Annotated in this window: 26 protein-coding genes and 1 pseudogene; 14 read left to right on the top strand and 13 right to left on the bottom strand. The window is 47.2% G+C overall.

Annotated elements, in window-relative coordinates; translation table 11 throughout:
* Window positions 1-259: 259 nt before the first annotated feature.
* From ppsA to AADH33_RS05325, 6 genes are all read left to right on the top strand, one after another.
* Window positions 260-2,644: a phosphoenolpyruvate synthase gene (ppsA, locus tag AADH33_RS05350; RefSeq protein WP_198336331.1), complete on the top strand. Its 2,385-nt coding sequence runs from the start codon at window positions 260-262 to the stop codon at window positions 2,642-2,644.
* Between the two features lie 154 nt (window positions 2,645-2,798).
* Window positions 2,799-3,779, top strand: coding sequence for an RDD family protein (locus tag AADH33_RS05345; RefSeq protein WP_348549810.1), 981 nt, complete (start codon window positions 2,799-2,801; stop codon window positions 3,777-3,779).
* 300 nt (window positions 3,780-4,079) lie between these two features.
* Window positions 4,080-4,478 carry a 30S ribosomal protein S6 gene (gene rpsF / locus AADH33_RS05340; protein ID WP_075102154.1) on the top strand — a complete coding sequence of 133 codons (399 nt, stop codon included), beginning with the start codon at window positions 4,080-4,082 and terminating at the stop codon, window positions 4,476-4,478.
* 16 nt (window positions 4,479-4,494) lie between these two features.
* Entirely contained in the window at window positions 4,495-4,722 is a 228-nt protein-coding gene (gene rpsR, locus AADH33_RS05335) for a 30S ribosomal protein S18 (protein WP_058368567.1), read from the top strand.
* Between the two features lie 25 nt (window positions 4,723-4,747).
* Complete coding sequence (gene rplI / locus AADH33_RS05330) at window positions 4,748-5,257, top strand: 50S ribosomal protein L9 (protein WP_348549809.1); 510 nt, start codon at window positions 4,748-4,750, stop codon at window positions 5,255-5,257.
* A 245-nt stretch (window positions 5,258-5,502) separates the two neighbouring features.
* Complete coding sequence (locus AADH33_RS05325) at window positions 5,503-5,772, top strand: hypothetical protein (protein WP_348549808.1); 270 nt, start codon at window positions 5,503-5,505, stop codon at window positions 5,770-5,772.
* Between the two features lie 152 nt (window positions 5,773-5,924).
* Here AADH33_RS05325 and AADH33_RS05320 read toward each other — a convergent pair whose 3' ends face one another.
* Together AADH33_RS05320 and AADH33_RS05315 are read right to left on the bottom strand one after the other, a co-directional pair.
* Complete coding sequence (locus tag AADH33_RS05320; protein ID WP_348549807.1) at window positions 5,925-6,206, bottom strand: phosphoglycerate mutase family protein; 282 nt, start codon at window positions 6,204-6,206, stop codon at window positions 5,925-5,927.
* 39 nt (window positions 6,207-6,245) lie between these two features.
* Window positions 6,246-6,497 (bottom strand): adenosylcobinamide-GDP ribazoletransferase, encoded by a 252-nt coding sequence (locus AADH33_RS05315; RefSeq protein ID WP_348549806.1) that lies wholly within the window; start codon window positions 6,495-6,497, stop codon window positions 6,246-6,248.
* Between AADH33_RS05315 and AADH33_RS05310 the strand changes: the two are divergent.
* Window positions 6,497-6,598 (top strand): annotated as a pseudogene (locus tag AADH33_RS05310) (zinc ribbon domain-containing protein); the annotation flags it as partial. The gene AADH33_RS05315 and the pseudogene AADH33_RS05310 overlap by 1 nt on opposite strands.
* Window positions 6,599-6,721: 123 nt before the next feature.
* Window positions 6,722-7,534, top strand: coding sequence for an enoyl-CoA hydratase (locus AADH33_RS05305; protein WP_348549805.1), 813 nt, complete (start codon window positions 6,722-6,724; stop codon window positions 7,532-7,534).
* Between the two features lie 62 nt (window positions 7,535-7,596).
* Here the strand turns inward: AADH33_RS05305 and arfB are convergent, their stop codons facing one another.
* The 3 genes from arfB to AADH33_RS05290 all read right to left on the bottom strand — a co-directional run bounded on the left by arfB (window position 7,597) and on the right by AADH33_RS05290 (window position 9,879).
* The gene (arfB, locus tag AADH33_RS05300) at window positions 7,597-8,010 is read right to left on the bottom strand and encodes an alternative ribosome rescue aminoacyl-tRNA hydrolase ArfB (RefSeq protein WP_075101581.1); all 414 of its coding nucleotides are present in this window, start codon (window positions 8,008-8,010) and stop codon (window positions 7,597-7,599) included.
* A gap of 218 nt (window positions 8,011-8,228) precedes the next feature.
* Window positions 8,229-8,567, bottom strand: coding sequence for a RidA family protein (locus tag AADH33_RS05295; protein WP_075101582.1), 339 nt, complete (start codon window positions 8,565-8,567; stop codon window positions 8,229-8,231).
* A 64-nt stretch (window positions 8,568-8,631) separates the two neighbouring features.
* On the bottom strand, window positions 8,632-9,879 hold the full coding sequence (locus AADH33_RS05290; protein WP_075101583.1) for an NAD(P)/FAD-dependent oxidoreductase: 1,248 nt from the start codon (window positions 9,877-9,879) through the stop codon (window positions 8,632-8,634).
* 451 nt (window positions 9,880-10,330) lie between these two features.
* On the opposite strand from AADH33_RS05290, the gene ychF reads away from it, so the two are divergent.
* The 4 genes from ychF (at window position 10,331) to AADH33_RS05270 (ending at window position 14,555) form a co-directional block, all read left to right on the top strand.
* Window positions 10,331-11,422 (top strand): redox-regulated ATPase YchF, encoded by a 1,092-nt coding sequence (ychF, locus tag AADH33_RS05285; protein ID WP_075101584.1) that lies wholly within the window; start codon window positions 10,331-10,333, stop codon window positions 11,420-11,422.
* A gap of 179 nt (window positions 11,423-11,601) precedes the next feature.
* The gene (locus AADH33_RS05280; protein ID WP_348549804.1) at window positions 11,602-12,153 is read left to right on the top strand and encodes a hypothetical protein; all 552 of its coding nucleotides are present in this window, start codon (window positions 11,602-11,604) and stop codon (window positions 12,151-12,153) included.
* A gap of 127 nt (window positions 12,154-12,280) precedes the next feature.
* Window positions 12,281-13,729, top strand: coding sequence for a deoxyguanosinetriphosphate triphosphohydrolase (locus AADH33_RS05275; protein ID WP_348549803.1), 1,449 nt, complete (start codon window positions 12,281-12,283; stop codon window positions 13,727-13,729).
* A gap of 145 nt (window positions 13,730-13,874) precedes the next feature.
* Window positions 13,875-14,555, top strand: coding sequence for a TetR family transcriptional regulator (locus AADH33_RS05270; RefSeq protein WP_198336324.1), 681 nt, complete (start codon window positions 13,875-13,877; stop codon window positions 14,553-14,555).
* A 12-nt stretch (window positions 14,556-14,567) separates the two neighbouring features.
* Here AADH33_RS05270 and gspK read toward each other — a convergent pair whose 3' ends face one another.
* The 6 genes from gspK to AADH33_RS05240 all read right to left on the bottom strand — a co-directional run bounded on the left by gspK (window position 14,568) and on the right by AADH33_RS05240 (window position 19,642).
* Complete coding sequence (gene gspK / locus AADH33_RS05265; protein WP_348549802.1) at window positions 14,568-15,605, bottom strand: type II secretion system minor pseudopilin GspK; 1,038 nt, start codon at window positions 15,603-15,605, stop codon at window positions 14,568-14,570.
* Between the two features lie 32 nt (window positions 15,606-15,637).
* A complete protein-coding gene (gene gspJ / locus AADH33_RS05260; protein ID WP_348549801.1) occupies window positions 15,638-16,441 on the bottom strand; it encodes a type II secretion system minor pseudopilin GspJ in 804 nt (267 codons plus the stop codon).
* Complete coding sequence (gspI, locus tag AADH33_RS05255; RefSeq protein WP_348549800.1) at window positions 16,438-16,911, bottom strand: type II secretion system minor pseudopilin GspI; 474 nt, start codon at window positions 16,909-16,911, stop codon at window positions 16,438-16,440. The genes gspJ and gspI overlap by 4 nt, the downstream gene beginning before the upstream one ends.
* A 3-nt stretch (window positions 16,912-16,914) precedes the next feature.
* Window positions 16,915-17,574 carry a prepilin-type N-terminal cleavage/methylation domain-containing protein gene (locus AADH33_RS05250; RefSeq protein ID WP_348549799.1) on the bottom strand — a complete coding sequence of 220 codons (660 nt, stop codon included), beginning with the start codon at window positions 17,572-17,574 and terminating at the stop codon, window positions 16,915-16,917.
* A gap of 362 nt (window positions 17,575-17,936) precedes the next feature.
* On the bottom strand, window positions 17,937-18,620 hold the full coding sequence (locus AADH33_RS05245) for a TetR/AcrR family transcriptional regulator (protein WP_201585498.1): 684 nt from the start codon (window positions 18,618-18,620) through the stop codon (window positions 17,937-17,939).
* A gap of 233 nt (window positions 18,621-18,853) precedes the next feature.
* A complete protein-coding gene (locus tag AADH33_RS05240) occupies window positions 18,854-19,642 on the bottom strand; it encodes a TatD family hydrolase (protein ID WP_348549798.1) in 789 nt (262 codons plus the stop codon).
* 225 nt (window positions 19,643-19,867) lie between these two features.
* Here AADH33_RS05240 and AADH33_RS05235 point away from each other — a divergent pair, with 225 nt between their 5' ends.
* A complete protein-coding gene (locus tag AADH33_RS05235; RefSeq protein ID WP_348549797.1) occupies window positions 19,868-20,533 on the top strand; it encodes an acyltransferase in 666 nt (221 codons plus the stop codon).
* Window positions 20,534-20,579: 46 nt separating this feature from the next.
* Here the strand turns inward: AADH33_RS05235 and AADH33_RS05230 are convergent, their stop codons facing one another.
* The gene (locus tag AADH33_RS05230) at window positions 20,580-22,367 is read right to left on the bottom strand and encodes a GspE/PulE family protein (protein WP_348549796.1); all 1,788 of its coding nucleotides are present in this window, start codon (window positions 22,365-22,367) and stop codon (window positions 20,580-20,582) included.
* Between the two features lie 117 nt (window positions 22,368-22,484).
* Window positions 22,485-23,360 carry an SAM-dependent methyltransferase gene (locus AADH33_RS05225; protein WP_348549795.1) on the bottom strand — a complete coding sequence of 292 codons (876 nt, stop codon included), beginning with the start codon at window positions 23,358-23,360 and terminating at the stop codon, window positions 22,485-22,487.
* Window positions 23,361-23,892: 532 nt separating this feature from the next.
* On the opposite strand from AADH33_RS05225, the gene AADH33_RS05220 reads away from it, so the two are divergent.
* Window positions 23,893-24,666 (top strand): ferredoxin--NADP reductase, encoded by a 774-nt coding sequence (locus AADH33_RS05220; RefSeq protein ID WP_201585494.1) that lies wholly within the window; start codon window positions 23,893-23,895, stop codon window positions 24,664-24,666.
* Window positions 24,667-24,701 lie beyond the last annotated feature (35 nt).

Below are 24,701 nucleotides of genomic sequence, written 5' to 3'. Positions count from 1 at the left end.
GCTGGTAGTTTTGGTAAAATCAGTCAAAATGGTGGGCGCTTGGAGATATCAACAAACGGATTTTTTTCTGAGCTTTTTTGGACACAGATAGCCCTTTATAATTGCTGTTTTCATAGAGTCATCATAAATTATGTAACAAACCCGACAATTTGTATCTTTTTCACAAGTTTTTTGGGTCAACCCCTCGAAATTCTGCAAATATAGCGGTATAATTCACCGTTATAATCTTTACTAAATAACCTTATTTTCTGGAGTTATCATGGCAGCGCAATCTACAGCACTTGTAATCAATCTAGATCAGTTAGGAAAAGACGACATCGATATGGTCGGTGGTAAAAACGCCTCACTCGGCGAGATGATCAGCCACCTATCTGATTTAGGCGTTAGTGTTCCAGGCGGTTTTGCGACGACTTCCAATGCGTTCAATCGTTTTTTGACCGAAACAGGCTTGCTCGATAAGATCAACAACGAGCTAAAAACCTTAGACGTCAACGATGTCAACAAACTTGCTGCCACTGGTAAAAAAATCCGTACTTGGATCATTGAGCAAGCGCTGCCAAGCGACCTTGAGCAAGAAGTACGCAAGTCATTTGAAGCCATGAGCGGCGGCGAAGACATCGCGGTTGCGGTACGCTCTTCTGCGACTGCCGAAGATTTGCCAGATGCGTCATTTGCTGGTCAACAAGAGACTTTCTTGAATATTCGCGGTATTGATAACGTCCTAATCGCTATTAAAGAAGTATTTGCCTCTTTGTATAACGACCGTGCCATCTCTTATCGCGTGCACAAAGGTTTTGAACACGAAGGCGTGGCACTATCGGCTGCTGTACAGCGTATGGTACGCTCAGAAACAGGCGCCGCGGGCGTGATGTTTACCCTTGATACCGAAAGTGGCTTTGATCAAGTGGTCTTTATCACCTCAAGCTATGGCCTAGGTGAAATGGTCGTACAGGGCGCGGTGAACCCAGACGAATTCTACATCTCTAAAAAATTACTCGCCAATGGCAAGCCTGCCGTTATTCGCCGTAACCTCGGTAGCAAGCATAAGAAGATGGTGTATGGAGATGAAGGCAGCACGTCAAAATCAGTGAAAACCGTTGATGTTGAAAAACAAGATCGCATGCAGTTCTCACTCACCACAGAAGAGCTAACCTCACTTGCCAAGCAAGCGGTCACTATCGAGCAGCATTATGGCCAAGCGATGGATATCGAGTGGGCGAAAGACGGTGACAGCGGTGAAATCTTCATCGTACAGGCGCGCCCTGAGACCGTCAAAAGCCGCCAAGACAGCAATGTCATGGAACGTTATGTCATCGATACCACTGATGCCAAAGTACTGTGCGAAGGTCGTTCAATCGGTCAGCGTATCGGCTCAGGTAAAGTACGCATCGTCACCAACCTAAACGAGATGGACAAAGTAGAAGAAGGCGACATATTAGTCTCTGATATGACGGATCCAGATTGGGAACCGGTCATGAAACGCGCCTCTGCGATCATCACCAACCGCGGTGGCCGTACCTGTCACGCGGCTATCATTGCTCGTGAGCTAGGTGTACCAGCGATTGTTGGTTGTGGTAACGCCACTGAGCTATTGGTCGACGGTCAAGACGTCACCGCCTCTTGTGCCGAAGGCGACACAGGCTTTATCTACGAAGGTCAGATCGACTTTGAAGTACAAACCAACTCTGTCGAGACCATGCCAGAGCTAGCATTTAAAGTAATGATGAACGTCGGCAACCCAGATCGCGCCTTCTCATTTACCCAAATGCCAAATGAAGGTATCGGCCTTGCCCGTCTTGAGTTTATTATCAACCGTATGATTGGTGTGCATCCAAAAGCGCTACTAAACATGAATAGCTTGCCACGCGAAATCTCACAAGCCATTCATGAGCGTATCGCAGGCTATGCCTCACCTGTCGATTTTTATGTTGATAAATTGGTCGAAGGTATCTCAACCCTAGCGGTTGCCTTTATGGACCAGCCTGTCATCGTTCGTATGTCTGACTTTAAATCAAACGAATATGCCAACCTATTGGGTGGTAAGCTATACGAGCCATCAGAAGAAAACCCAATGCTAGGCTTCCGTGGTGCCAGCCGTTATGTGTCTGACAACTTCCGCGACTGCTTTGAGCTTGAGTGTAAAGCACTAAAACGTGTCCGCGACGAGATGGGCTTGACCAACGTTGAGATCATGATTCCATTCGTTCGTACCACTGACGAAGCACGTCAAGTCATCGAACTGCTTGAGAAAAATGGCCTAAAACGCGGCGAGAATGGTCTACGCGTCATCATGATGTGTGAGCTACCGACCAACGCTCTATTGGCAGAAGAATTCCTTGAGCATTTCGATGGTTTCTCAATCGGCTCTAATGACTTGACTCAGCTAACGCTCGGTCTTGACCGTGACTCAGGTATCGTCTCTCACTTATTTGATGAGCGCGACCCTGCGGTTAAGAAACTGTTGACCATGGCTATCGAAGCTTGCCGTAAGCAAAACAAGTACGTCGGCATCTGTGGTCAAGGTCCATCTGACCATCCAGATCTAGCGTTCTGGCTCATGGAACAAGGCATCAGCTCTGTGTCATTGAACCCTGACTCAGTGCTAGACACTTGGTTCTTCTTAGCTGGTGAAGACAAAAAATAAGCCGTTACATTAAGTCACAACGGTGATTGACACCGTCATTACAAGTACTACTTTTAGGGTCTATTTGATTTTTTCAAATAGACCCTAATATAATGTGAGACAAGTAGTGGCTTAAAAACAGTGACTTAATATTTGACTAACTATGCAGGCAATTATGCAAATTTTTCTTGCTCGAAATAACGTACAAGCTGGTCCATACAATTTGGAGCAGCTCAATATCATGTTGGCATCTGGCGAAGTGGTGCTAGATGACCTGATGTGGCATGAAGGCTTGGAGCAATGGCAACGTGTCGGCACCTTAACCAACAACCAAACGGTCTATACACCCGCTCCGGTTAATGGCGCTGAGGTCAATGACTCTATCATTAACAACGTCACTATCTTTCCAGAAGACAATGCCTCAGGTAAGCAAACCGACAAGCCTGTGTCTTTAGATAGACTGTACGGCAAGCCTGAGCGTAAAGATACGGCGAATAATACCAAGGTCGACATGACGACCAATCGTCACCACACCCCGCATCACAACGTCTCATTAAACAAAACCCAGCTGAATAAAGCTGCCACCAACCAAGACAAAGTCGTTGGCGACGTCGTACTAGCGCCAATTATGTCGCGAGTATTGGCGACTGTTATCAATGGGCTGCTATATCTGCTGGCGATATTTCCGCTGGTGATGGCACTGACCAAAATGGATGTCGACTATAGTAAGTTTCAAAACATCCAAGATATGGACGCCGCGTACCAGTACTCTATGACACTGATGGAGAGCTTACCTAGTAGCACATTGATGATGTCGCAAATCATGGTGTTTGGCCTATTTGCATTGCAACTGGTATTTATCGCATTACGCGGGCAGTCACTGGGTAAGCTAATCACTGGTATTCGTGTGGTCGATCAAACCACTCATCGCCTGCCCTCATTTACCAAGCTCATCGGTATGCGTACGTTACTGCTGTTTATTATTTATAATTTGCTATTTTCGTTTACCAGCTTTTTAGGATTTGTCGTTGTCGCCGTTCATTATTATATGGCCTCCAAAAGCCCTGAAAACATCGGTTGGCATGACAAACTGGCTAAGACGTTGGTGGTCAAAGCCGACAGCAGTCAGCTGACAAAAAAGCCAACTCTGAAATAATCAACCGATAAATGACAAGCTCGATCTCTAAATTTATCCTTAAATACCTCTTTAAATACTGAAAAAGCCGCGTATGATCGTGGCTTTTTTAGTATTACCGGCAATGCGTGAGTGATTAACCTTTGTATTAGCCACTCACTACTGTTATAATACGGCGCTTTATAAACTAAGCTTATCTCCAAGATTTTATAAGAACTATTTTTATAAATAGGATTTTATAAAACTGGGCGTTGGGTTTACCTTATAAATCTCCTTGCTATTGACATAGGGTCAATAGCTACTAATCCGTAAGGAGTCATAATGCGACATTACGAACTGGTGTTACTTGTACACCCAGACCAAAGCGACCAAGTGGTCGGCATGGTTGAACGCTATATCAAGTTGGTTCAAGACAACGGTGGTGCTATCCATCGCCTTGAAGATTGGGGCCGCCGTCAATTGGCTTATCCAATCAACAAGATTCACAAAGCTCACTACGTTCTTTTCAACATCGAAACTGACGGTGATACTTTAGCTGAACTTGAAGAATTATTCCGCTATAACGACGCGATCATTCGTAGTCTAGTTATGCGCCGTGACGAAGCTGTCACTGAAGAGTCGCAGTTAGCCAAGAATGCCGATGAAAAACGCGCACGCAAAGCAACTACTCGTCGTCCAGACAATCGTGAAAACGACGACAACGACAACAGTGAAGACTAATTAAAGGAGAATACTCATGGCACGTTTCTATCGCCGTCGCAAATTCTGCCGTTTCACTGCTGAAGGCATCACTCACATCGACTATAAAGATGTTGAATTGCTAAAACAGTACATCAGTGATAATGGTAAAATCGTACCAAGCCGTATTACCGGTACGTCTACTAAGTATCAGCGTCAACTAGCCACTGCTATCAAGCAAGCTCGTTACCTTTCACTACTTCCGTATACTGACAACCATCAGTAATTTAACCGTTAACTAGGAATGACTCATGCAAATTATTTTGTTACAGCGTATCGTCAACCTTGGTAAACTCGGTGAAACTGTCGATGTAAAACCAGGTTACGGTCGTAACTTTCTTATCCCTCAGGGCAAAGCGCTACCTGCGACCAAAGCTAACATTGAAAAGTTCGAAGCACGTCGTGCTGAGCTTGAAGCTGAAGAAGCAAAAGAAATCGCTACTGCTCAAGAGCGTGCTGACGCATTAACTGACGTTAATGTCATCATGCGTGCTAAATCAGGTGACGAAGGCAAGCTATTTGGCTCTATCGGTACTCGCGATATCGCTGAAGCATTGACTAACTCAGGTCTAGAAGTAGACCGTGCTGAAATCAAGCTACCTGAAGGCACTCTACGTCAAGTGGGCGAATACAATGTTGATATTCAGCTACACCATGACGTGACTGCTAGCATCTTGGTTACTATCTTATCTGAAGATGGCGACAATGAAGACGCAGCTGACGATGTAGCAGACGACAACGAAGATTACTCAGAAGAGTAAGCCTTTGTAGCAGTCTAAAGAAGCCAGTGACATCATGTCGCTGGCTTTTTTTATTGCTGATCGCTGCTAATCTCGCTTGACTTGTTTGTTGCGACCCGATGATATACTCTAGCAACTATCTGCAATAAAACCTTAAATATCTTATACTTAATGATAAGATAACCTCTATAAAACCCTCTATATATTTAATTATCTGACTGTTATGCTATAACCCTCTCATTTGTTGATAGGGTATGACGAATAGTATGCCAAATAACAATACGTTGAATGATAAAACATTAGACAGTCGTGTGATAAATACCAATGATAAATTGTTATGTATCCAAGGTAATAAGTTTTATGCAGAAGGTGAGATTTATACTGTCGGTAGAATTGTAAATAATAGGTATTTTCAACTGCTGACTGGCAGTAATGACGATCACTGGTATGCCACACTAGATGAAAGAGGTATTTATGTCAGCTTCGATTCTATGACGCCTGATAATAACAAAGCATGGTTTGATAAGATTGCTTAAATGATGCAAAAGCCCTTGTCCATCGCTGCAGAAGATAAAATAAACTGGTCATTACACATGGCCAGTTTTTTGCTATGAGCCTTTTTATTAGAGCATGTCATTAGGATATATTTTCAAATGTATTATCGTGGAAGCTGGCATTGAAAACACACTCAAAAAAGAAAAGGCAAGTCTTGGCGCTCCCCGTACGCCACTGAAGCTGGCCAATCTGCTGCTATCTTCGGTATATTTTGTCCAGCATCAATCATCTTGGCAGCAGTTATCCAGCCTGCATGACCGACTGCTAATATTGGTTTTTGATTACTATTTTGCGCAGCCATGTCATTTAACCAGTTCTCCACACGCTCAAATAACTGCTGCAAGCTCTCGCCACCATCAGACGCAAAGTGAGCAAAGTGAGTAAGCAAGGAAAATTTATACCAGTAGCGCGTCATAATACTTGTACTCTTTTCATTTAGGACTGACTATATACTTCAGACAAAAGGTATAGAAGCAGCCAGCCCCACATATATGGCGATTTCACTTACCTGCTGCGTCGCCCCTAGCCCATCGCCCGTATAGCCATCTAAACGCCTACGTAATAAGCGGCGCATATAGTCTGTCGCCAGCAGCGCCAATATCAGCGCTACTATCCATTGGCTCAGACCAATCTGCGGCACAGTGCTCGGAAACAAGTAAACAACGAGCGCGCCTGCCACCAATAGCCAACCACTACTAAACAGCACTTGGTATAAGAGAGTGGTTTTGTCGTTCTGGTAAAACGACCCATAATAGAGATGTTAATGGAGCAAAAAACATTCTCGCGGTCGGGCTTGACCGTCTTTAGTAGGAATTCCCGTCCTTTAGGTCGGGGAGGAAGTCAAAACGGATATTCAAAACAGGTCAGCTGTTATATCACTGATAAGCCATGCTATCATTTGGGTTTATGTCCCATTATCAAGGAAGATAAATGTACAACACCCATACGCCTGAGACCAATGAGCCGTTCGTTATCAGAGAAAACCATAAAGAGGCAAAAGGCGTCGTCACGCTTACTCTCAATCGCCCCAAACAATTCAATGCGCTATCAAGCGATATGCTCACCGCCATGCAGACAGAGCTGGACAATATCGCCCAAGACAGCAATATCCGTGTGGTCGTCATCGCGGCGGCTGGCAAAGCATTTTGTGCAGGTCACAATCTAAAAGAGATGCGCGCCCACTCGGATGAAGCATTTCACAGCGCTTTATTTAAACAATGCAGCCAAATGATGCTGACCATCAACCAGATGCCGCAAGTCGTGATTGCCAAGGTACAGGGCATTGCCACTGCCGCAGGCTGTCAACTGGTCGCCGCTTGCGATCTCGCCGTGGCGGCTGATGAAGCCAAGTTTGCCACCTCTGGCATCAACGTCGGGCTGTTTTGCTCGACGCCGGCTGTCGCTGTCAGTCGCAACCTCCCTCGCAAGCAAGCGTTTGAGATGCTCATCACCGGTGAATTTATCGATGCCCGTACCGCCTTGCAGCAAGGGCTTATTAACCGTGTCGCGCCAGCGGATCAGTTGGCGGCCAGCCTACACTCTTTAATCGATAGCATCACCGCCAAATCCTCTGTCGCGCTCAAAACTGGCAAGGATATGTTTTATCAGCAGTTGGAGATGGACTTGGCAGACGCCTATGACTATGCAGGCAAAGTGATGAGCTGCAATATGATGGCAGATGACGTGCGCGAGGGCATTGATGCGTTTATCGAAAAGCGCGATGCTGTATGGACGGGACGATAAGACTCACGCACCAGTGTGACTGGTCACCATAATGTGATTGAAAAGCATGACTAAACATGTGATTAAAAATCCACCTTGCCGCGTAACGCTTTTATTTTGCCGCGCTGCGTCTTTTGATCGACCCGTTTACGCTTAGCACTTTTGCTGGGTTTGGTCGGTTTACGTGTCGGCAGCGTTTTCGTAGATTGCAAAATAAAGGCTTTGAGGCGCTCAAGCGCATCTATCTTATTGCGCTCCTGCGTACGGTACTGCTGCGCTTTTAATACAAAGATACCATCTTTGGTGACACGGCTGTCTTTACTGTTTAATAAACGCTGTTTGTGCTCCTCGCTTAAGCTTGAGGCATTGATATCAAAGCGTAGGTGAATGGCCGAGGCGACTTTATTGACGTTTTGTCCGCCTGCCCCTTGCGCACGAATGGCATGCATCTCCACGTCGCTATCGCTCAGACGCATGGTATGGCTGATAAAAATCATAAGACTCTTTTTTGTTGTATATGATTTTTATGATATGGGGCTTAATTTAGCATTTATAAACCGCAGTAGAGTAATGACAAAAAAGCTAACAGCAAGAAGCCAAAGGACAATACTAATAAAAAATACCAATGAAAAAGGACACGATATCGCTATCATGTCCTTTTTGTTTGGCTCTGACTGCTTACTAATAGCAGCGCTACGCTCGTAGCAACGCTAAGTTACTCTGCGGCAGTGGCAATCATCTCGACGAGTAGCTCAGGACGCGCCAGTGCAGACTCGCCGCAAGCACGCGCTGGTGGCTGTATGCCTTCAAACCACTTATCCCATACTTCATTCATCGCGGCAAAGTCTGCCATGTCTTTAATCCAAACGGTCACTGAGAGTAGCTTTGATTTATCGCTACCAACCTCTTCGAGCAATGCTTGGATTTTTTCTAGGCAAGTGAGGGTTTGGGCTTTGATGTCGTCTTCTGCGTTACCCACCTGACCGCACAGATAAACGGTCTGGTTGTGTACCACGATTTTACTCATACGCTGATTGCTGTGTAGCTTTTTCATCGTATTTTATCCTTAATATCTAATGAAAGTTAAGTTGCGTTTGTCCGGTAAGCAGCTCTAACGCCTAGCGAGAGAAACGCTGAGCGCTAAATGGGGTGATATCGACCAATAGCGGCTTATCATGAATCATCTCTTCTACGATGCGCCCTGTCATCGGCCCCAAAGTAAAGCCTTGATGGCTGTGACCAAAGGCAAACCAGAGCTTGTCATGCTTAGGTGCAGGACCAATGACCGGCTTCATATCTGGCATACAAGGGCGCGAGCCTGCCCACGCTTCGCTCTCGACAGCGTCATCTAGCGGTAGAATTTTGCGCGCGAATTTTAGGACGGTCTGTAATTGACCGAAGTTTTTTGGCGCGTTCATAGTGGTCATCTCAGCACCGGTAGTGATGCGAATACCTTGCTGCATTGGCCCCATGACAAAGCCTTTGTCCATATCAAACATACTGTGATGGATGGTGTTTTTGTCCGTCACTTTAAAGTGCTGATGGTAACCGCGCATCGGGAACAACGGCAGGTTATAACCCAGTGGTTTGATCAAGTCGTTTGACCAAGGGCCGGCAGCGATGACCAGCTTATCACTATAGTAGGTCTCTTTATCCGTGATGATTTTCCAGCCTTCACCTTCTTTGACGATTTCTTTTACGTCACTTTCTTTGATCGTCCCTTGCATCTCTTCAAAGTTTTTGGCGTAAGCTTTGACCAAGGCGCTTGGGTTTGAAACTTGCCACGAGTTGAGCCAATGAATCGCGCCCACAAACCCATCAAAGTTGGCACTCGGCTCCATCGCTTTCAACTCTGCAAGACTCAGTACGTTGTGCTCGACGCCCTGCTCGCGAGCCGCAATGGCTGATTCGATTGCCTCTTTAAAGGTGTCTTCAGAGCGATGCAGCTGCAACCATCCATCACGCGTGATCAGCTCATCTGCACCAGATGCCGAAATCATGGTTTGATGCTCGCTGGTACAATGCGCAATCAGCGTCTGCCATTCAGCTTCGATTTTTTTAACCGTGGCTGGCGCCGAGTACTTCCAGTATTGCAGCAAGGCTTGATGATAACGCAAAAGAGCCGGTATCCGATAACGGATATCGGTACCTTGGTTGGGCAGTACGCGAATCATCTCTGTCAGCTGACGCGGGAAAGGATGAGTGTGGATGGCTTCACGCTGGATCAAGCCAGCATTTCCATAAGAGGTCTCTGACCCTGGGAGTTTTTTATCTAGTAACAGTACTTGCGAATTATTTTTTTGTAGATGCCACGCAATTGAGGTGCCAACCATGCCAGCACCAATAACAATAACCTCATAGCGCATAGAATATCCTTTCCTAACAGGTAGTAGAGTCTTGCATATCAGGGGGTGATAATAACGCGAACCTGATAATTAATAAACCCATATTTAACGGATTTTTTCGCCGAAAAATACTTTTGGTTATACGTTTTTAATAAAGGTATTTTTTTCAGGAATAACAGGCTATTTTATCAGACATAAAGCCCGCAAGCACCCCACTCGCCTGATATAGCGGCGCGCCTGCGCGCAAATCATACATGTGATATATCATAAGAGCGCCCATAACAAGGGCATCGTCATATGTGTATTTTAATGTCAGTACTAAGCACAGTCTTGCGATAGATATTTGAGTCCAAATACACCGCAACAACCTCACCCTTATCCTCGGAAAATTTGCTACAATATGCCCAATTTTGGCTGGCGCTTTCATCGAGCATCGGCCGACCTTATTTTATAATACTATCGAGAGAGCATTATGGGTTTTAATTGCGGCATCGTCGGCCTACCAAACGTGGGCAAATCCACCTTATTTAATGCGTTGACCAAAGCGGGCATCGCTGCTGAAAACTTTCCGTTTTGTACCAAAGACCCCAATACCGGCATCGTGCCTGTACCAGATCCTCGTCTCAAAAAACTGGCCGATATCGTCAATCCGGAGCGCGTGCTACCCACGACCATGGAGTTTGTCGATATCGCAGGTTTGGTCGCAGGCGCATCAAAAGGTGAAGGCATGGGTAACCAGTTTTTGGCCAATATCCGTGAGACCGACGCGATTGCACATGTGGTACGCTGTTTTGACGATGACAACGTCGTCCACGTCGACGGCCGCGTCAGCCCTATCGATGACATCGAAACCATCAATACAGAGCTGGCGCTCGCAGACTTAGAAGCAGTCGAGCGCGCTATTCAAAACCAAAGCAAAAAAGCCAAAGGCGGTGACAAAGACGCGCAGGCCATGCTTGAGGTATTCAAAAAAATCGAACCTTTACTAGCAGAAGGCAAAGCAGCACGCGCAGCAGGTCTGGATAAAGATGAGCAAAAACTGATCCGCAGCTATGGTCTGATCACTTTGAAACCGACCATGTATATCGCCAACGTGAGCGAGGATGGTTTTGAAAACAACCCTTATCTTGATGCGGTGCGCGACTACGCCACAGGCGAAGACTCGATCGTTATCGCTTTGTGCAACCAAATCGAATCTGAAATCGCGCAGCTCGACGAAGACGACAAAAAAGACTTTTTAGAAGACATGGGCATGGAAGAAGCTGGTCTTGATCAAGTGATTCGTGCAGGTTACGACTTACTTGATATGCAGACTTACTTTACTGCTGGGGTCAAAGAAGTGCGCGCATGGACGGTCGCTATCGGCGCTACCGCGCCGCAAGCTGCTGGCGTTATTCATACCGATTTTGAGCGCGGCTTTATTCGTGCTGAGGTCATCGCTTATGATGACTTTATCGAGTATAACGGCGAAAAAGGCGCTGCAGCCGCTGGCAAATCTCGCCTAGAAGGCAAAACCTATATCGTCCAAGACGGCGATGTGATGCACTTTAGATTTAACGTGTAACTTTCAATAGTATCGCTTGTTTAAAGTTAATTAGCCGATGTTGGATATTCTCCATCATCGGCTTTATTTTATCACTACATTGTTATACTATAACATATCTTTATTTTACTTATTTGAGGACTCATACTGTGAATAATTATTTTTCTAGACTTGCAGGTATTACTATATTAGGAAGTGTGATGGCAGGCTCTTTATTGGGCTGTCAGCCAAACAACGATACCGATACAGCGGTATCTGAAGAAGCACCAGTAGATAATCACGCCGATCATGAACAAGGTCATGAAATTCATGACAATAAAGAGCATGAAGAGCACGGCTACGAAGAGCATAGTGATATGGAACACGGTCATGAAGGGCCTAATAATCATGAAGATCACAGTCATGAGAGTCATAGTCATGAGGAACATGCGCACGCAGGTCACGATCATGCCGCTCATACCAGCAACAGCACTACTTTCTCTTGTGAGCCTGCGACGACTATTGAGGCTTTTTATCATCATGATGCCACCCCGCAGACAGCGCATTTGCTCATCGATGGTATCGAATACGACTTGACCGCCAGCGCTGAGCGCAATGACCAACAAACCTATATGAGCGATATCGGTCTTGATGACCGCCACGGCATCATCTGGCAAGTCAGTGATGATGAGGCGATACTACTGAGCAAAACCTTAGATGATGAGGTCGCCATCAGCGATGAGCAGATACTTTTTAACTGCCATACAGCCTAGCAATCATCACGCTGAGCGGTGGTATGAAATACGAAAGCGGTACTAAGTAGCAGCTGTGCCAAGGATGCTATTTTGCTATGCTAGAGGCTCCCTTGGTTTCGGATATTTTTATATGCTAGGCACCTCTATGTCTTTGTCGTCTGCCACCACCCAATGGTCTCATCTTCTAAACGCTCAGCGCCTCGGCGCTCATAAAAAACACCATGCCAATACCAGCACTCGCTCTCAGTTTCATAAAGACTATGACAGGCTGGTATTTTCGCACTCTTTTCGTCAGCTCAATCAAAAGACTCAAGTACATCCCTTGACCAATCAGCTGGGTATTCATACCCGTCTGACTCACTCTCTTGAAGTCTCTTGTATCGGGCGCTCTTTGGGTATGATGGCAGCAGAAAAGCTCCATGATAAGCTGTCCCACGGTCTGCCCGCTGGGGTCTCGCCTGCTGATGTCGGCGTCATCGTGCAAGCGGCATGTTTGGCCCACGATATCGGCAACCCGCCATTTGGGCACGCAGGTGAGTACGCCATTCGCGACTGGTTTGCCCATCCTGAGCGGCAGGCGGTTTTGCAGCATTTATCCTCCTCTGAGCAGTTGGATTTATTGGCCTACGAAGGTAACGCGCAAGGGTTTCGTTTGCTCGCACGTAACGAGCATCATCCTGATAAAGGCGGCATGCGTTTGACTTGCGCAACCTTGGGCGCTTTTATGAAATATCCTTGGCTGGCCACCCACAGCAATGACAGCTCGCAACTTACCTATCCGCAGCGCCCTGCTGCCACCTTACAAGCCTGTCCATCGCAAGCCAAAAAAGTACAAAAATTTGGCTGCTTTTATAGTGAAGCGGCGCAGCTAGAAACCTTAGCATCGTGTTTGAATCTGCCGCGCTCCAAGCAGCATGACGGTTTTGCCCGTCATCCACTGGCGTATCTATTAGAGGCGGCGGATGATATTTGTTACGCATTGATTGATTTAGAAGACGGCATCAATCTAAATATGCTGACCTATCAAGATGTGGCGGCGATATTTTATGAGCTGATCGGTGAGCGACCTTGTACCATCGAGTTACCTGCTCATATGTCTGTAAGGCAAAGTCTGGCATCACTGCGCGCGCGGGCGATGATGCGTTTGGTCAATACCGTAACGGATGCTTTTATTGCCAATGATGACGCGTTACTGGCCGGAACCCTCAGCGGTAGCCTGTTTGCCCACTGTGATACCAGCGTACAAAGCGGCATCCATCAAGCCAAACAGCTGGCGCGTGAGCAGATATTTAACCATCCAAGTAAAGTACGTATGGAGCTGATGGCCAATCAATGCCTGCATCGTCTTTTAGATGCCTTTATGCCGCTGGCGTGGACGGGGAGTACGATCATAAGCGCCGCGCAGCCTATGTCTTTTGAGCAGGAGCGTTTGCTAAAGCTGCTACAGCCGCACTTAGATGAGCAGCGCCGTACGTTATCAGACAATATTTATCATAATATTTTAAGCATTCTAGACTTTATTACGGGTATGAATGATCATGAGGCCTATCGACTGGCGCAAGAGTTGCAGGGGCATTGGGGGACGGTGGTATAAGACGCGTCCATTTGAAAAACCGCGATAAACAAAATGAGTGGGTGCGATATGGCGACTATTGAGTTAACAGTCGTTGCGTATTTTGGTCGTATTTGTGCGCTAAAATGCGTATGATAACCCTTTACTGGATAACTTTTGAAATACTATGAGTAGTCGCGAACAAAAAAAACTTCAAACTCGGCACGCTTTTTTTAATGCGGTGCTCGATTTATGTATGACAGGGCAAGCCTTTAGCTCTATTAGCCTTCGGCAGGTCACCCGCGAGGTGGGCGTGGTGCCGACGGCATTTTATAGGCATTTTGACGATATGGAATCGCTTGGTCGAGCCTTAGTGATTGAGGAGCTAGGCAGTACACTCGCTATACTGAGTGATAGCCTGCAGATTGGCCGTAAGCGCAGTTTTGATCGGCAAATCGCCAAAAGTATCCAGCTGTTTTTGTATATGGTCAGCGATCAGCCATACTATTGGCAGTTTTTGGTCAGTGAGCGCTATGGCGGCTCTGATGCGGTGCGCAAAGCCATCAGCGATCTGGTCAAAAACCACACGCAAAACTTAGCAGATGACTTAGCGTTGCAGCCAGCCTTTACTCACATCAATGCTTATGATCGACGGCTACTGGCTGAAGCTGGCATCAATATGTTTTTTTCTTGGATCATCGATTGGTTGGAGCTGACTTACACCGAAGATCATGATGACGAGATCGATCTAAACGAAGTCGAAAAAAACAAACAACTGATGCTCCATAACTGTACTCGGCAAGCACAGATGCTGTTTTATGGTGCGTACAACTGGAAATCAAGCGAAGAGACTCGTTTAAAAGATTAGCGGCTCTACAGCTTAAAAGCTAGGTCTAAAGGCCCACAAGCGCTGTGCCACCACCTGAATATGCTTAGCGGTTTTATCAGTCTCACTCGCAACGCTTTCGTTGTTGCCGCCGCTACTGTTTGCGGCATTGGCAGGCGTTTTGCTGATCAGTATGGTGGCAAAGCGTTGTTTTGCGGCACCAGTATCAGCAGCGGCCGTGATCAGCGCCATAAATGCTTGGCTTTCGGTAGCAAGCAGCGGAGTCAACGCTCGGCGCTCGTCAGCGCTCACCGTACCAAGCGCTGGTAGTTGCCACAGCGCATCAATCGCCGCTAATGCTTGCTGGCCGCGCATATCGACCAGCGCCTGCATCTGCTGACGATCAGCCGTCTCTGTCAGGGCAGCGAGCAAAACTGGACTGGCAGTATTGATATTGATAGGCAAATAATAAGGCACTGCAGTGATATAAGGACGTAGTGCTGCTAAATCCTCAGCGCTGACCTTTTCGATATCTTGTAGCTGCTCCACACTGACAAATGGCTGATTGGGCAGTGTGCTGGCCGCGCCCCTCGATTGCTGTTCATAGACCACACCTTCATCACCGCCATCTTGATAAACCGTGCTGTCACTATCTTGGTAGTCAAGCACAGCTATAGCAATCTCTGGTGCCAAATTTAACTGTACCAGCAACCTCTGAAATACCGCCAATGCGGTGTTATCCACTGCGCCGTCATGATATAAGTTATTGATATTAAATCGACTGGCTTCATCACGCACCTCGATGCTAATACTGTGCCCATCCAAGGTATACGGCGGGATCGGCTGCGCCCAAATATCTTGCTCACTATCCGTCTCATTTAGCGTATCATCAGCGCGAATCAGCGTCACGGCCAGCTGTTGACCAGCATGGATGTCTTGTAAAAGCTGGTTTTGCTCAAACAATAACCCACTGCGTCTAATGGCAATCTTTTGACTGGCCAGCATAGCACCTGCCACGACGGTGATGCTGACCACCAGTAGCAATATCGTCAATAAGGCAACCCCGCGCTGTGAGTTCGCTGTCATCGACATAACTGCCCTCTAGTATCGAATAAAGAATGCATTTAGACACCGCCCCCTGCATCATCGTTTTGGGCACCGCCATTATCATCATTGTTACTGTTGTTATTGCTGTTACCATCATTAACTGTATTTGCTGTTTTAAAGCTATCAACAGCTAGCGACTTAGGGGCGAGCGCCCATTGCCACGTGATTGGCATGTCTTGATAAGTAAAGCTCACCGCCACACCTTTTGGCAAAAGAGTGATTTTGGCCTGAGTATTGGCTACGCGGCTCGTTTGATTTGCCAATGTGCCCAAGCGCCCACCCTCTGTATTAGGGAACTGATCGCTTGGCTCTGGCATTAATGCCTGCCAGCGTCCTGCACTCACGCCTTTTAATAGGACACTATCTAAGCTTGTGCTCTCGCCATTCATACTATGGATACTATGATATTGACGGCGAATTAGCTGATCGTTAGCAAACACATAGGCGATCCGCTGCACACTAGCGCTACTCTGATAGCGTGGATCAGGATCGGCAAATCGTACAAAACTGACAGACTCACCATCCACGCTCATAAACGGCTGAGGCGGCGGAAGTGTTGCTTGCGGATCTGTGCTGCTGTTATTGGTTAAGTCGTCAGTCGTTGACGCTTCATTGGCCTGATAAGCAATGACTTGCCCCATATCTTGTTGCAACTGCAAATACGCGTATTGTAATACTGCCAAATCATCTGCATGACGCTGGGCGCGCTCACGCGACTTGCTGACACTGTCAAACACTTGCCACCCTGCGACTGCGAGCATGGCAAATATCGCCATTGCTAGCAGTAGCTCTAGTAAAGTAAAGCCCCGCTGCTGCCTCATGGCGCACCGCCAGATGCGGCCAAACCTGCTAAATCTAGGCTGCCGATGTCTTGCTCACTATTGCTTAGCATCACACTGATATCGGTCACAACCGTACGTGCTTGGCCATCTACTATCGGCGCAACTGAGATATTTACTTCTTTTAGCGCAGGCGTGATCGCCTCATTGACCGTCATGACCACCTGCCAATCTCGGCCTTGGGCATTGATCGTTTGGGTGCGATTGGCCGTCAGCCACGTCTCTTGAATACGTAAATCCGCCGCCGCGTTTTGTGCCACAAAATGCGCCAGTGTACGGGTACGCAGTATGTCAACTGAGCTTAAATAAGCACTACTGGCGCGGCTGGCTGCAACAGCAACCACGGCCAAAATTGCTAGCGCCACCATCACCTCTATCAACGTAAAGCCGCGCTGGCTCTGCTCTAAATGTGATGAGGCAGCTTTATCATAAGCGTTGGTGTATTGGCTCATCACTTATTGTCCTTGTCCAATCATCATACTGCCGTCGGGCATAATCGTAATCACATCACCTACCAGCCGCGCCTCATGCAGCACCTCGATGGTCACCGGCGTGGCCTGCCCTGTACCAAACCAAACCACCTGCGGCACTATCTGACCGACAAACCAAGGCTGCAATGTCTGAGCCTGCTGAGCGCTTGATACCTCTACAGCCGCCAAGCTCTGCACCCTGATATGAACACCAGATGGCAGCTCGGGCAGCGTCACCTCCGTCTCAGGCTCCCAGCTTGGCGTTGGCAAGGCGTCATCAGAACCACCGCTCATGGTAGACAATTCTGCCGACAGCTCCATGGCATTTTTGGGCGTACTATCATTGCTATCTGCTGAGACGCTCGCTGCCTGATACGCGGCATAGGGATTGGACAAGGTCACGATCACAGGCGTCACCTGACCGCGCTTATCGGCCTGCAGACTAAGACCCATCGGCTGCATACGCTCAGCGGACAATAACCGTACATAGCTGAGTAAGTCGGTCAAATGCTCATAAAACGCGCGGTTTTTACGCGCTTCACTACTGCCCACAGATAGGCTCATCATACCAGCGAATATTGACAAGATGACCACCACTACCACGATTTCGACCAATGTAAAGCCTGTTTGAGATTTAGAAGACATGAAGTGCGAGTGTGCCGAAGCAGAAGTATGAACACAAGACGTACGGGCGTTTTTTATGAAAGGAAGTGTAGGATCATCAATATTAGGCATAAGCGTCTTATCATACAGCCTATACTGACTAAATTCTGATTGAATCAACCTTAGAGAGCTAGTCGCTGAGCGAGTCTGAGTCTTGACAGTGACCGGCATATTGCACCTATAAGCTCATGATTGTATTAAGGTAAGTACAAAAACTCTCTGTGCTGCCTGCCAAGAGGCCACAGCACAGAGCGATGTGACTGCCTACATTGGGCACTGTTTTTATCTGTTGGGATATGTGCTCTTAACTCATGTAAGTCATCATTTTTAACACGAGAAACGCGCTAATAATTGGTGTTACGGTGTTCTTCTGATTCTGTATCGATTTGCTCTACCAACTCTTGCATATCCTCATCCATCAAGTCATCGTCAGCAGCTGGGTAGTGACTTGGCAACTCCAGCATTTGCTGCACAAAAGCATAACGCAAGGTGTCGCGGCGACCCAAATAACGCTGATAAAAACTTGAGTTTAATAACCCCGCCCCGCCTTGACCCATCGCCCAAATCGACGACAAATAATCACGAGTGCTCAAACTACTGTGCTCGTCTTTTAGATACGCGCTGATGATGTCGATCAAACGCTTCATACGCTGACGGCGAATGTCGTACAGCTCGCCAAATAAGCGGTTAAGACCTGTCACCGAGGCCGCCAGACGCTCTTCTATCTGGTTGAGCAGCATGGCTTTTTGGGGATTAAATAGTTGCTGCAAAATCATACGAGCCACCCCCGCTGATGGGCAGTCATCAATACGGTTGATCTCAAACAACTGCTCTTCATAACGAATAATAATACGCAGATACAGCTCATCTTTACTGGAGAAATGCTTATATAACGTGCCTTTGGCCAAATCCAGCTGATCTGCCAAACTGTCCAAAGTGATATCACCATCGCCGGACTCAAGTAACAGTTGCTCTGCCATCGCTAAGATATTCTCTTCTCGTGCTTTGAACTGATGCTGACGACTCATAATCTCTCCTAAAACTTGACAAGATTAAGCATATAACCATCGTTTATACGGATGTATCGGCAACAAGCGGATGCAACTATATGAAGACTGCTCGAGAACTGCCAAAGGGAATATGCTCGTGTTTGCTAAATAGTCATGGGTAACTGCCTGATTACGCTCGATATTAGAAATAAAAAAGAGACAAAACCCTCACATTACCCGATAAATGACTGAGTGGTCATAGCATAACCATTTTAGCAGTACTGTGCCAGCAAATTTTCAAAGTTTTTTGCTGTCAGTGCTCCAACCTCCTCACTGTCACACTCATACATCTGAGCCAGATAACGGGCGACATACGGCACATAGGCAGGCTCATTGGGTTTGCCGCGCTTGGGGACAGGAGCCAGATAAGGGCTGTCGGTTTCGATGAGAATTCTATCTTTGGGCATCTTGCGCGCCGCATCTTGAATCATCTGTGCGCTCTTAAAACTGACGATGCCTGAAAACGAAATATAAAACCCTAGATCCAGCGCTCGTTTGGCCGTCTCCCAATCTTCAGTAAAACAATGAATGATGCCATGCTCGGCGCCTTCTGCTTTTAAGATATCAAGGGTATCTTCTTTGGCATCGCGCATGTGCACCACCAAAGGTTTTTTGAGCTGCTGGCTGGCATAGATATGACGAGCAAGACTGGCTTGCTGCTCTTTTTTATTTTCTGTTGACCAGTAGTAATCCAGTCCCGTCTCCCCGATGGCCCAGACATGCTCAGCATCAGCGGTTTGTATCAGCCGCTCGGTTGTCGCAGATTGCAACACTGTGATATCTTCACAAGGATGAATGCCGACACTCATGCCCAGCTCTAACACCTCATCGCTATGAGTGCTGACAATATGAGCGATGTCATCATATTCAGCAAAATCACACATAATCGCCATCGCGCGCGTGACATTGGCCGCTCTCATCGCGTCAATTGCGCCGGACAGTTGACCATCATATTTGGTTAAATCCAGGCGGTTTAGATGGCAATGCGTATCAGTAAACATAAACACTCTCGTTAATTAAATACATAAGTGGTAAATTTTAAAATAAGACATGACACTTGAGAAATGACAGTTAAAAAATGACCTTAACAGTATAAAATGCCTCGTCTTTGTGCTATTTATTGCTCTGACTTGCACTGTTTTCAAGGCATAATCCATAAAGCCCCATAGAGCGCTGCGACCAGCGGCCTATCACGCCTAACATTCATCCACATAAGCCCTGCTATTATGACGCCAAAAAAGACAGTGACCCTGCCCCCTATCCTCAAAACTCTGCTACCCAAACAACTCTACAGACAGCGGTTTTTATTGACAGATAACGGACAGGACAATCATATCGATATCGCCTATGATGCGCGTATCATCGGCGGCCCAGCCATTACCATACGTAAAGGTCATGACAATCAAATCAGTATCGGCAAGCACGGGAAGTTTAACAAGCTCAATATCGATATCAATGGCAGTCATAATCATATTGCCATCGGTAAGCACGTCAAATTTTCAGGCCATCTGCTGATTGTGGGCGATCATTTGCACATTGATATCGGCGATCGGACCACAGCGATTGACTGCTATGTGTTGGCACGTGACAAAAGCGTGCGCATCGGCAAAGCATGCATGATATCGCGCGGGATAGAAATCCGTGCAACCGATGTCCACAAAGTCTACGATACCGAGTCCAACGAGCGCCTAAACCAGGCCCGCGCTGATGTGGTATTGGAAGATCATATCTGGATCGCAGCCAACGTCACTATCTCCAAAAATGTCACCATCGCTAGCGGCTGTATCATTGCCGCAGGGTCTTTTGTCAACAAACCCATTACCACCCCAAACTGCATGGTCGCAGGCACGCCCGCGAAAATCATGCGCCAAAATGTACGCTGGGAGCGCTAAGACGGTATGCAAACATGAAGGACAGCGGTCTATTTGCCGCATACGCTTAATGCAGCGGTACCACGCGCATCACCTCTTCTATGGTCGTCACCCCTTCACTGATACGCTTGGCACCCGATAATCGCAGCGGCTGCACCCCTTCGCGGTAGGCTTGTTTTTTTAGTGCCTCTACATTGGCATCGGTTGCGACCAACTTTTTTAACTCATTGGATAGCGGCATGATTTCATACAGGCCCACACGGCCTTGATAACCCGTTTGGCGGCAATGCTCACAGCCTGTTGCGCGGTAGATTTGCGCAGGCAAGGGCGCGCGCCAAGGCTGCACCAACTCCTGCCATTGAATGGCAACCTCACTCTCGGGGCGCACCTCTAACGCTTGCTTGCAGTGTGGACATAAGGTACGCAATAAACGCTGTGCCATGACTCCGAGTATGGTCGCTGAGGTCAAAAACGGCTGCACCCCCAAATCATGCAGACGTGTCAGTGAGCTTGGTGCATCATTGGTATGCAGTGTTGAGAGTACCAAGTGACCAGTCAGCGACGCTTGTACCGCCATATTGGCCGTCTCAGTATCGCGAATCTCCCCAACCATGATGATATCTGGATCCTGACGCATCAATGAGCGGATACCATCAGCGAAATGCAAATCCACTCCCGCATTGACCTGCATCTGATTAAAGCTTGGCTCAATCATCTCGATAGGGTCTTCGATGGTACACACGTTGACCTGCTCGGTCGCCAACTGTTTGAGTGTGCTATATAAAGTGGTGGTCTTACCAGATCCTGTCGGGCCGGTGACCAAAATAATACCGTTTGGATGGGCCGTCAGCTCATGCCATGTCTCGAGCTGCTTACCCGACAAACCAAGCTGAGCAAACGAGCGTACCAACACTTCAGGGTCAAAGACGCGCATCACCAGCTTTTCGCCAAAGGCGGTCGGCATGGTAGAGAGTCGCAGCTCGGTTTCTAGCCCCTTTGGCGTACGAGTCTTTAGACGGCCATCTTGCGGCTTGCGCTTTTCGGCGACATTTAGCCGCCCCAGGATTTTGATACGCGCAGTCACTGCGACGATGATGGCCAGCGGCATCTCATATACTGTGTGCAGCACCCCATCGATACGAAAACGCACCCTCCCCATCTCGCGCCGCGGCTCTAAATGAATATCGCTGGCACGCTGCTCAAAGGCATACTGCAGCAGCCAGTCGACGACTTTGACAATATGTTGATCATTGGCATCGGGGTTGGTGTTGTCCCCAAGCTGCAATAACGCCTCAACATTAGTCACATCAGCGGCAGCACGTTTATGTAAAGAGTTGGCACCCGCAATCGCTTGTGTCACTTGATAAAACTCTTGACGATAACGCTTGAGCTGATCGGGACTGATATAGACGGTGCGATAGGTTTTGGATTTGATCAGCTTTTCGATATTGGCGTGCCAATCGGTAAAAAACGGCTGGTCTGTACCAATGACGACCTCATCTAATGTGACCTCAATCGGCAAAATATGCTGCGAGCGAGCATATTCAAAAGACATCAGCTGCGTGACTGCTGGCACATCAACCTTTAGCGGATCAATACGCACCATCGCCATACCTGCTTTTGCCGCCAGCCATTGGTTGAGCCATGACAGCGTTAGTTTGGCTTCAGAGGTGCTGTCTAGCGCATGAGCATTGGGCAAACCAAACTCGCTAATGGTCAGTAGTGGGTGCTGCTCCTTGGCTCGGCGGCTGGTGATGACCAAATTATAGCTGCGTTGATCAATGACTCTATCCGCCAGTAACTCATCTAGACACCACCGTAAATCTATGACTATCGAATACTTCTGCTCAGACATATTTTTCTTCTTTTTTGGTCAGTACATGTGAGGCCATCGTCTAGATTGGCCAAGCTCAGCTGCAGCATTATATAAGCTCTTTAGCGTGATACTATGTTAGCGTTATACTATATAACGTTATGCTATGCTGGTAATCGCTGTGATCTGTAGCGCCCCTGATGCAAGCCGCCAAAACGCTACATCGACAGACTTGTAGCGCATCGTAAAGGTTTTGTGCACTTCCTTGCGGCGATAGGCAGGTCGCGGATCTTGAGCGATGAGTGCTTGAATGATGGCCATATCCGTATCGACAAGTTGCCAGCGCGCCTGATCGATTAACACTTGCCTGCCAGCACCTTGCGCAGTTTCTCTAGTAAGCGCATCAGACATTAGCTGCAAAAACTGCTGATAAGCGGCGTCAGTGACTGTGACCTCTAGCAGCTCAGGTGCCGTAGGAGCAAAGCCACTACGAGCATCGATCAGCGCATCGCTATACGCCACATAGGGCTTGATATCGATGATGGGCGTACCATCTATCATATCAGCGCCACTGATGATAAGAAACGCGCGACCTTGTACTACCTCGACGCGCTCAAGCTTGACCACAGACAGCCCCAGCGCTGATGGGCGATACATACTACGACTGGCAAACACGCCTATTTTTTGATTGCCGCCCAATCTTGGTGGCCGCACTTGCGGACGAAAATACCCTTTTGCTGTCGTGCGCGCCGCTGTCGCATCCTCTTCGCCGGCAGGTGCGGCTGCACTCACTCTGCCAGCTTTGGCCGTATCATTATGATGAAACTGCCAGCTCAGCCAGATATGACTAAACGCCTCTAAACCAACAAAAGCGGCGGGCGTATCATAAGGCGCAATCATCTCAACTACGCTCATCAGCGCCACCAAGTTTGGTTGTCTTGGCGCCCCAAACTTTTGCGAGAGCGGCGCCCGATGATAGCCAATAATAGGCGCCCGATGACAATCGGCGAGCACATCGTCACCTGATACAGGCATAAATTCTCCAAAAACACGCTTATTGCATGATACAAAATTATTTACTAACGATATTCTATTTTATCATGCCACATAGTCGCTGCCAGACGGATTTTTATTTTAAAGTTTGGTATTATGAGCGAGAGTTTGATGACCGCCCCTATTTTTATAAAAACAGTTTTATAGAAACGGCTTGATAAAAGCAATTTGATATGGGCAGATCAATAGAGGCGACTTGATAGGCTAGGCACGCTGACGAAACCGCTTTTGATGAAAATAATGATACCTTGTCGTGTTTTGCCTTATCTTAGCGGACAGATTTGGCTGAATGAACTGATTTTTACGGCTTGACGCCACAGGCATTCGCTGTCATTTATAACATTATATAAAATGATAAAATATATAAGTTAAAGTATATAAAAGGCTAAGATAGCGCTTTATATCGCCTATAAAAACCAGTACCTTATTAGCGCCGAAACGGTCATTGAAAAATTTTATCTTAATACCTATTTAACCCATACGATACCGATAATCACTTATTAACGAGGACTTTATGTCAAAACTTCGCACCGAAACGGTTACAGAGGTTCATCATTGGAATGACTCTCTATTTAGCATCAAAACCACTCGTGACGATGGCTTACGCTTCCGTAATGGCGAGTTTGCGATGATTGGAATCGTGGTCGATGGCAGACCGCTGCTGCGCGCTTACTCTATTGCCAGTCCCAACTACGAAGAGCATTTAGAGTTCTTTTCGATCAAAGTACAAGACGGCCCACTGACTTCACGCTTGCAACACATCAAAGTTGGCGATGAGTTATTGGTCAGTAAAAAACCCACAGGCACGTTAGTGTTGGATGACCTGTTACCAGGTAAGCACCTTTACATGCTATCGACTGGTACTGGACTTGCGCCCTTCTTGGCATTGTCACGTGACCCTGAGGTTTATGAGCGCTTTGACAAGATAGTCCTCGTGCATGGCGTGCGTAACGTCGAAGATTTAGCGTACCGTGAGATGTTCGAAAATGAGCTGCCCAACGATGAAATCTTCGGCGACTGGTACAAAGAGAAGTTTGTTTATTACCCAACGACGACGCGCGAAGAGTTTAGAAATATGGGCCGTATCACTGACTTGATGGAATCAGGCAAACTGTTTGAAGATGTCGGACTGCCACAAATGAATAAGGACGATGACCGTGTAATGATTTGCGGTAGCATGCCGTTCAACGCTGATGTCTCGAAAATATTAGATGGTTTTGGTCTTACCGTGTCGCCACGTATGGGCGTGCAAGCCGATTACGTTATTGAGCGTGCCTTTGTAGGCTAGGTCTGCATTTTTTGCTATATCGTCAAATAACTGCA

Source organism: Psychrobacter sp. KFRI-CH2-11, from assembly GCF_038239325.1.
Taxonomy (GTDB): domain Bacteria; phylum Pseudomonadota; class Gammaproteobacteria; order Pseudomonadales; family Moraxellaceae; genus Psychrobacter; species Psychrobacter celer.
This window is presented reverse-complemented; position numbering and strand designations above follow the sequence as displayed.

Coding starts and splice junctions, on each gene's coding strand:
- rpsR (WP_058368567.1), top strand. CDS start 4,495: ATGGCACGTTTCTATCGCCGTCGCAAATTCTGCCGTTTCACTGCTGAA.
- AADH33_RS05275 (WP_348549803.1), top strand. CDS start 12,281: ATGTCTTTGTCGTCTGCCACCACCCAATGGTCTCATCTTCTAAACGCT.
- AADH33_RS05345 (WP_348549810.1), top strand. CDS start 2,799: ATGCAAATTTTTCTTGCTCGAAATAACGTACAAGCTGGTCCATACAAT.
- ppsA (WP_198336331.1), top strand. CDS start 260: ATGGCAGCGCAATCTACAGCACTTGTAATCAATCTAGATCAGTTAGGA.
- AADH33_RS05270 (WP_198336324.1), top strand. CDS start 13,875: ATGAGTAGTCGCGAACAAAAAAAACTTCAAACTCGGCACGCTTTTTTT.
- AADH33_RS05320 (WP_348549807.1), bottom strand. CDS start 6,206: ATGACGCGCTACTGGTATAAATTTTCCTTGCTTACTCACTTTGCTCAC.
- AADH33_RS05295 (WP_075101582.1), bottom strand. CDS start 8,567: ATGAAAAAGCTACACAGCAATCAGCGTATGAGTAAAATCGTGGTACAC.
- AADH33_RS05250 (WP_348549799.1), bottom strand. CDS start 17,574: ATGTCTTCTAAATCTCAAACAGGCTTTACATTGGTCGAAATCGTGGTA.
- AADH33_RS05245 (WP_201585498.1), bottom strand. CDS start 18,620: ATGAGTCGTCAGCATCAGTTCAAAGCACGAGAAGAGAATATCTTAGCG.
- AADH33_RS05290 (WP_075101583.1), bottom strand. CDS start 9,879: ATGCGCTATGAGGTTATTGTTATTGGTGCTGGCATGGTTGGCACCTCA.
- gspI (WP_348549800.1), bottom strand. CDS start 16,911: ATGAGCCAATACACCAACGCTTATGATAAAGCTGCCTCATCACATTTA.
- AADH33_RS05235 (WP_348549797.1), top strand. CDS start 19,868: ATGACGCCAAAAAAGACAGTGACCCTGCCCCCTATCCTCAAAACTCTG.
- AADH33_RS05280 (WP_348549804.1), top strand. CDS start 11,602: ATGGCAGGCTCTTTATTGGGCTGTCAGCCAAACAACGATACCGATACA.
- gspK (WP_348549802.1), bottom strand. CDS start 15,605: ATGTCGATGACAGCGAACTCACAGCGCGGGGTTGCCTTATTGACGATA.
- rplI (WP_348549809.1), top strand. CDS start 4,748: ATGCAAATTATTTTGTTACAGCGTATCGTCAACCTTGGTAAACTCGGT.
- AADH33_RS05230 (WP_348549796.1), bottom strand. CDS start 22,367: ATGTCTGAGCAGAAGTATTCGATAGTCATAGATTTACGGTGGTGTCTA.
- AADH33_RS05240 (WP_348549798.1), bottom strand. CDS start 19,642: ATGTTTACTGATACGCATTGCCATCTAAACCGCCTGGATTTAACCAAA.
- AADH33_RS05325 (WP_348549808.1), top strand. CDS start 5,503: ATGCCAAATAACAATACGTTGAATGATAAAACATTAGACAGTCGTGTG.
- AADH33_RS05220 (WP_201585494.1), top strand. CDS start 23,893: ATGTCAAAACTTCGCACCGAAACGGTTACAGAGGTTCATCATTGGAAT.
- gspJ (WP_348549801.1), bottom strand. CDS start 16,441: ATGAGGCAGCAGCGGGGCTTTACTTTACTAGAGCTACTGCTAGCAATG.
- rpsF (WP_075102154.1), top strand. CDS start 4,080: ATGCGACATTACGAACTGGTGTTACTTGTACACCCAGACCAAAGCGAC.
- arfB (WP_075101581.1), bottom strand. CDS start 8,010: ATGATTTTTATCAGCCATACCATGCGTCTGAGCGATAGCGACGTGGAG.
- AADH33_RS05225 (WP_348549795.1), bottom strand. CDS start 23,360: ATGCCTGTATCAGGTGACGATGTGCTCGCCGATTGTCATCGGGCGCCT.
- AADH33_RS05305 (WP_348549805.1), top strand. CDS start 6,722: ATGTACAACACCCATACGCCTGAGACCAATGAGCCGTTCGTTATCAGA.
- ychF (WP_075101584.1), top strand. CDS start 10,331: ATGGGTTTTAATTGCGGCATCGTCGGCCTACCAAACGTGGGCAAATCC.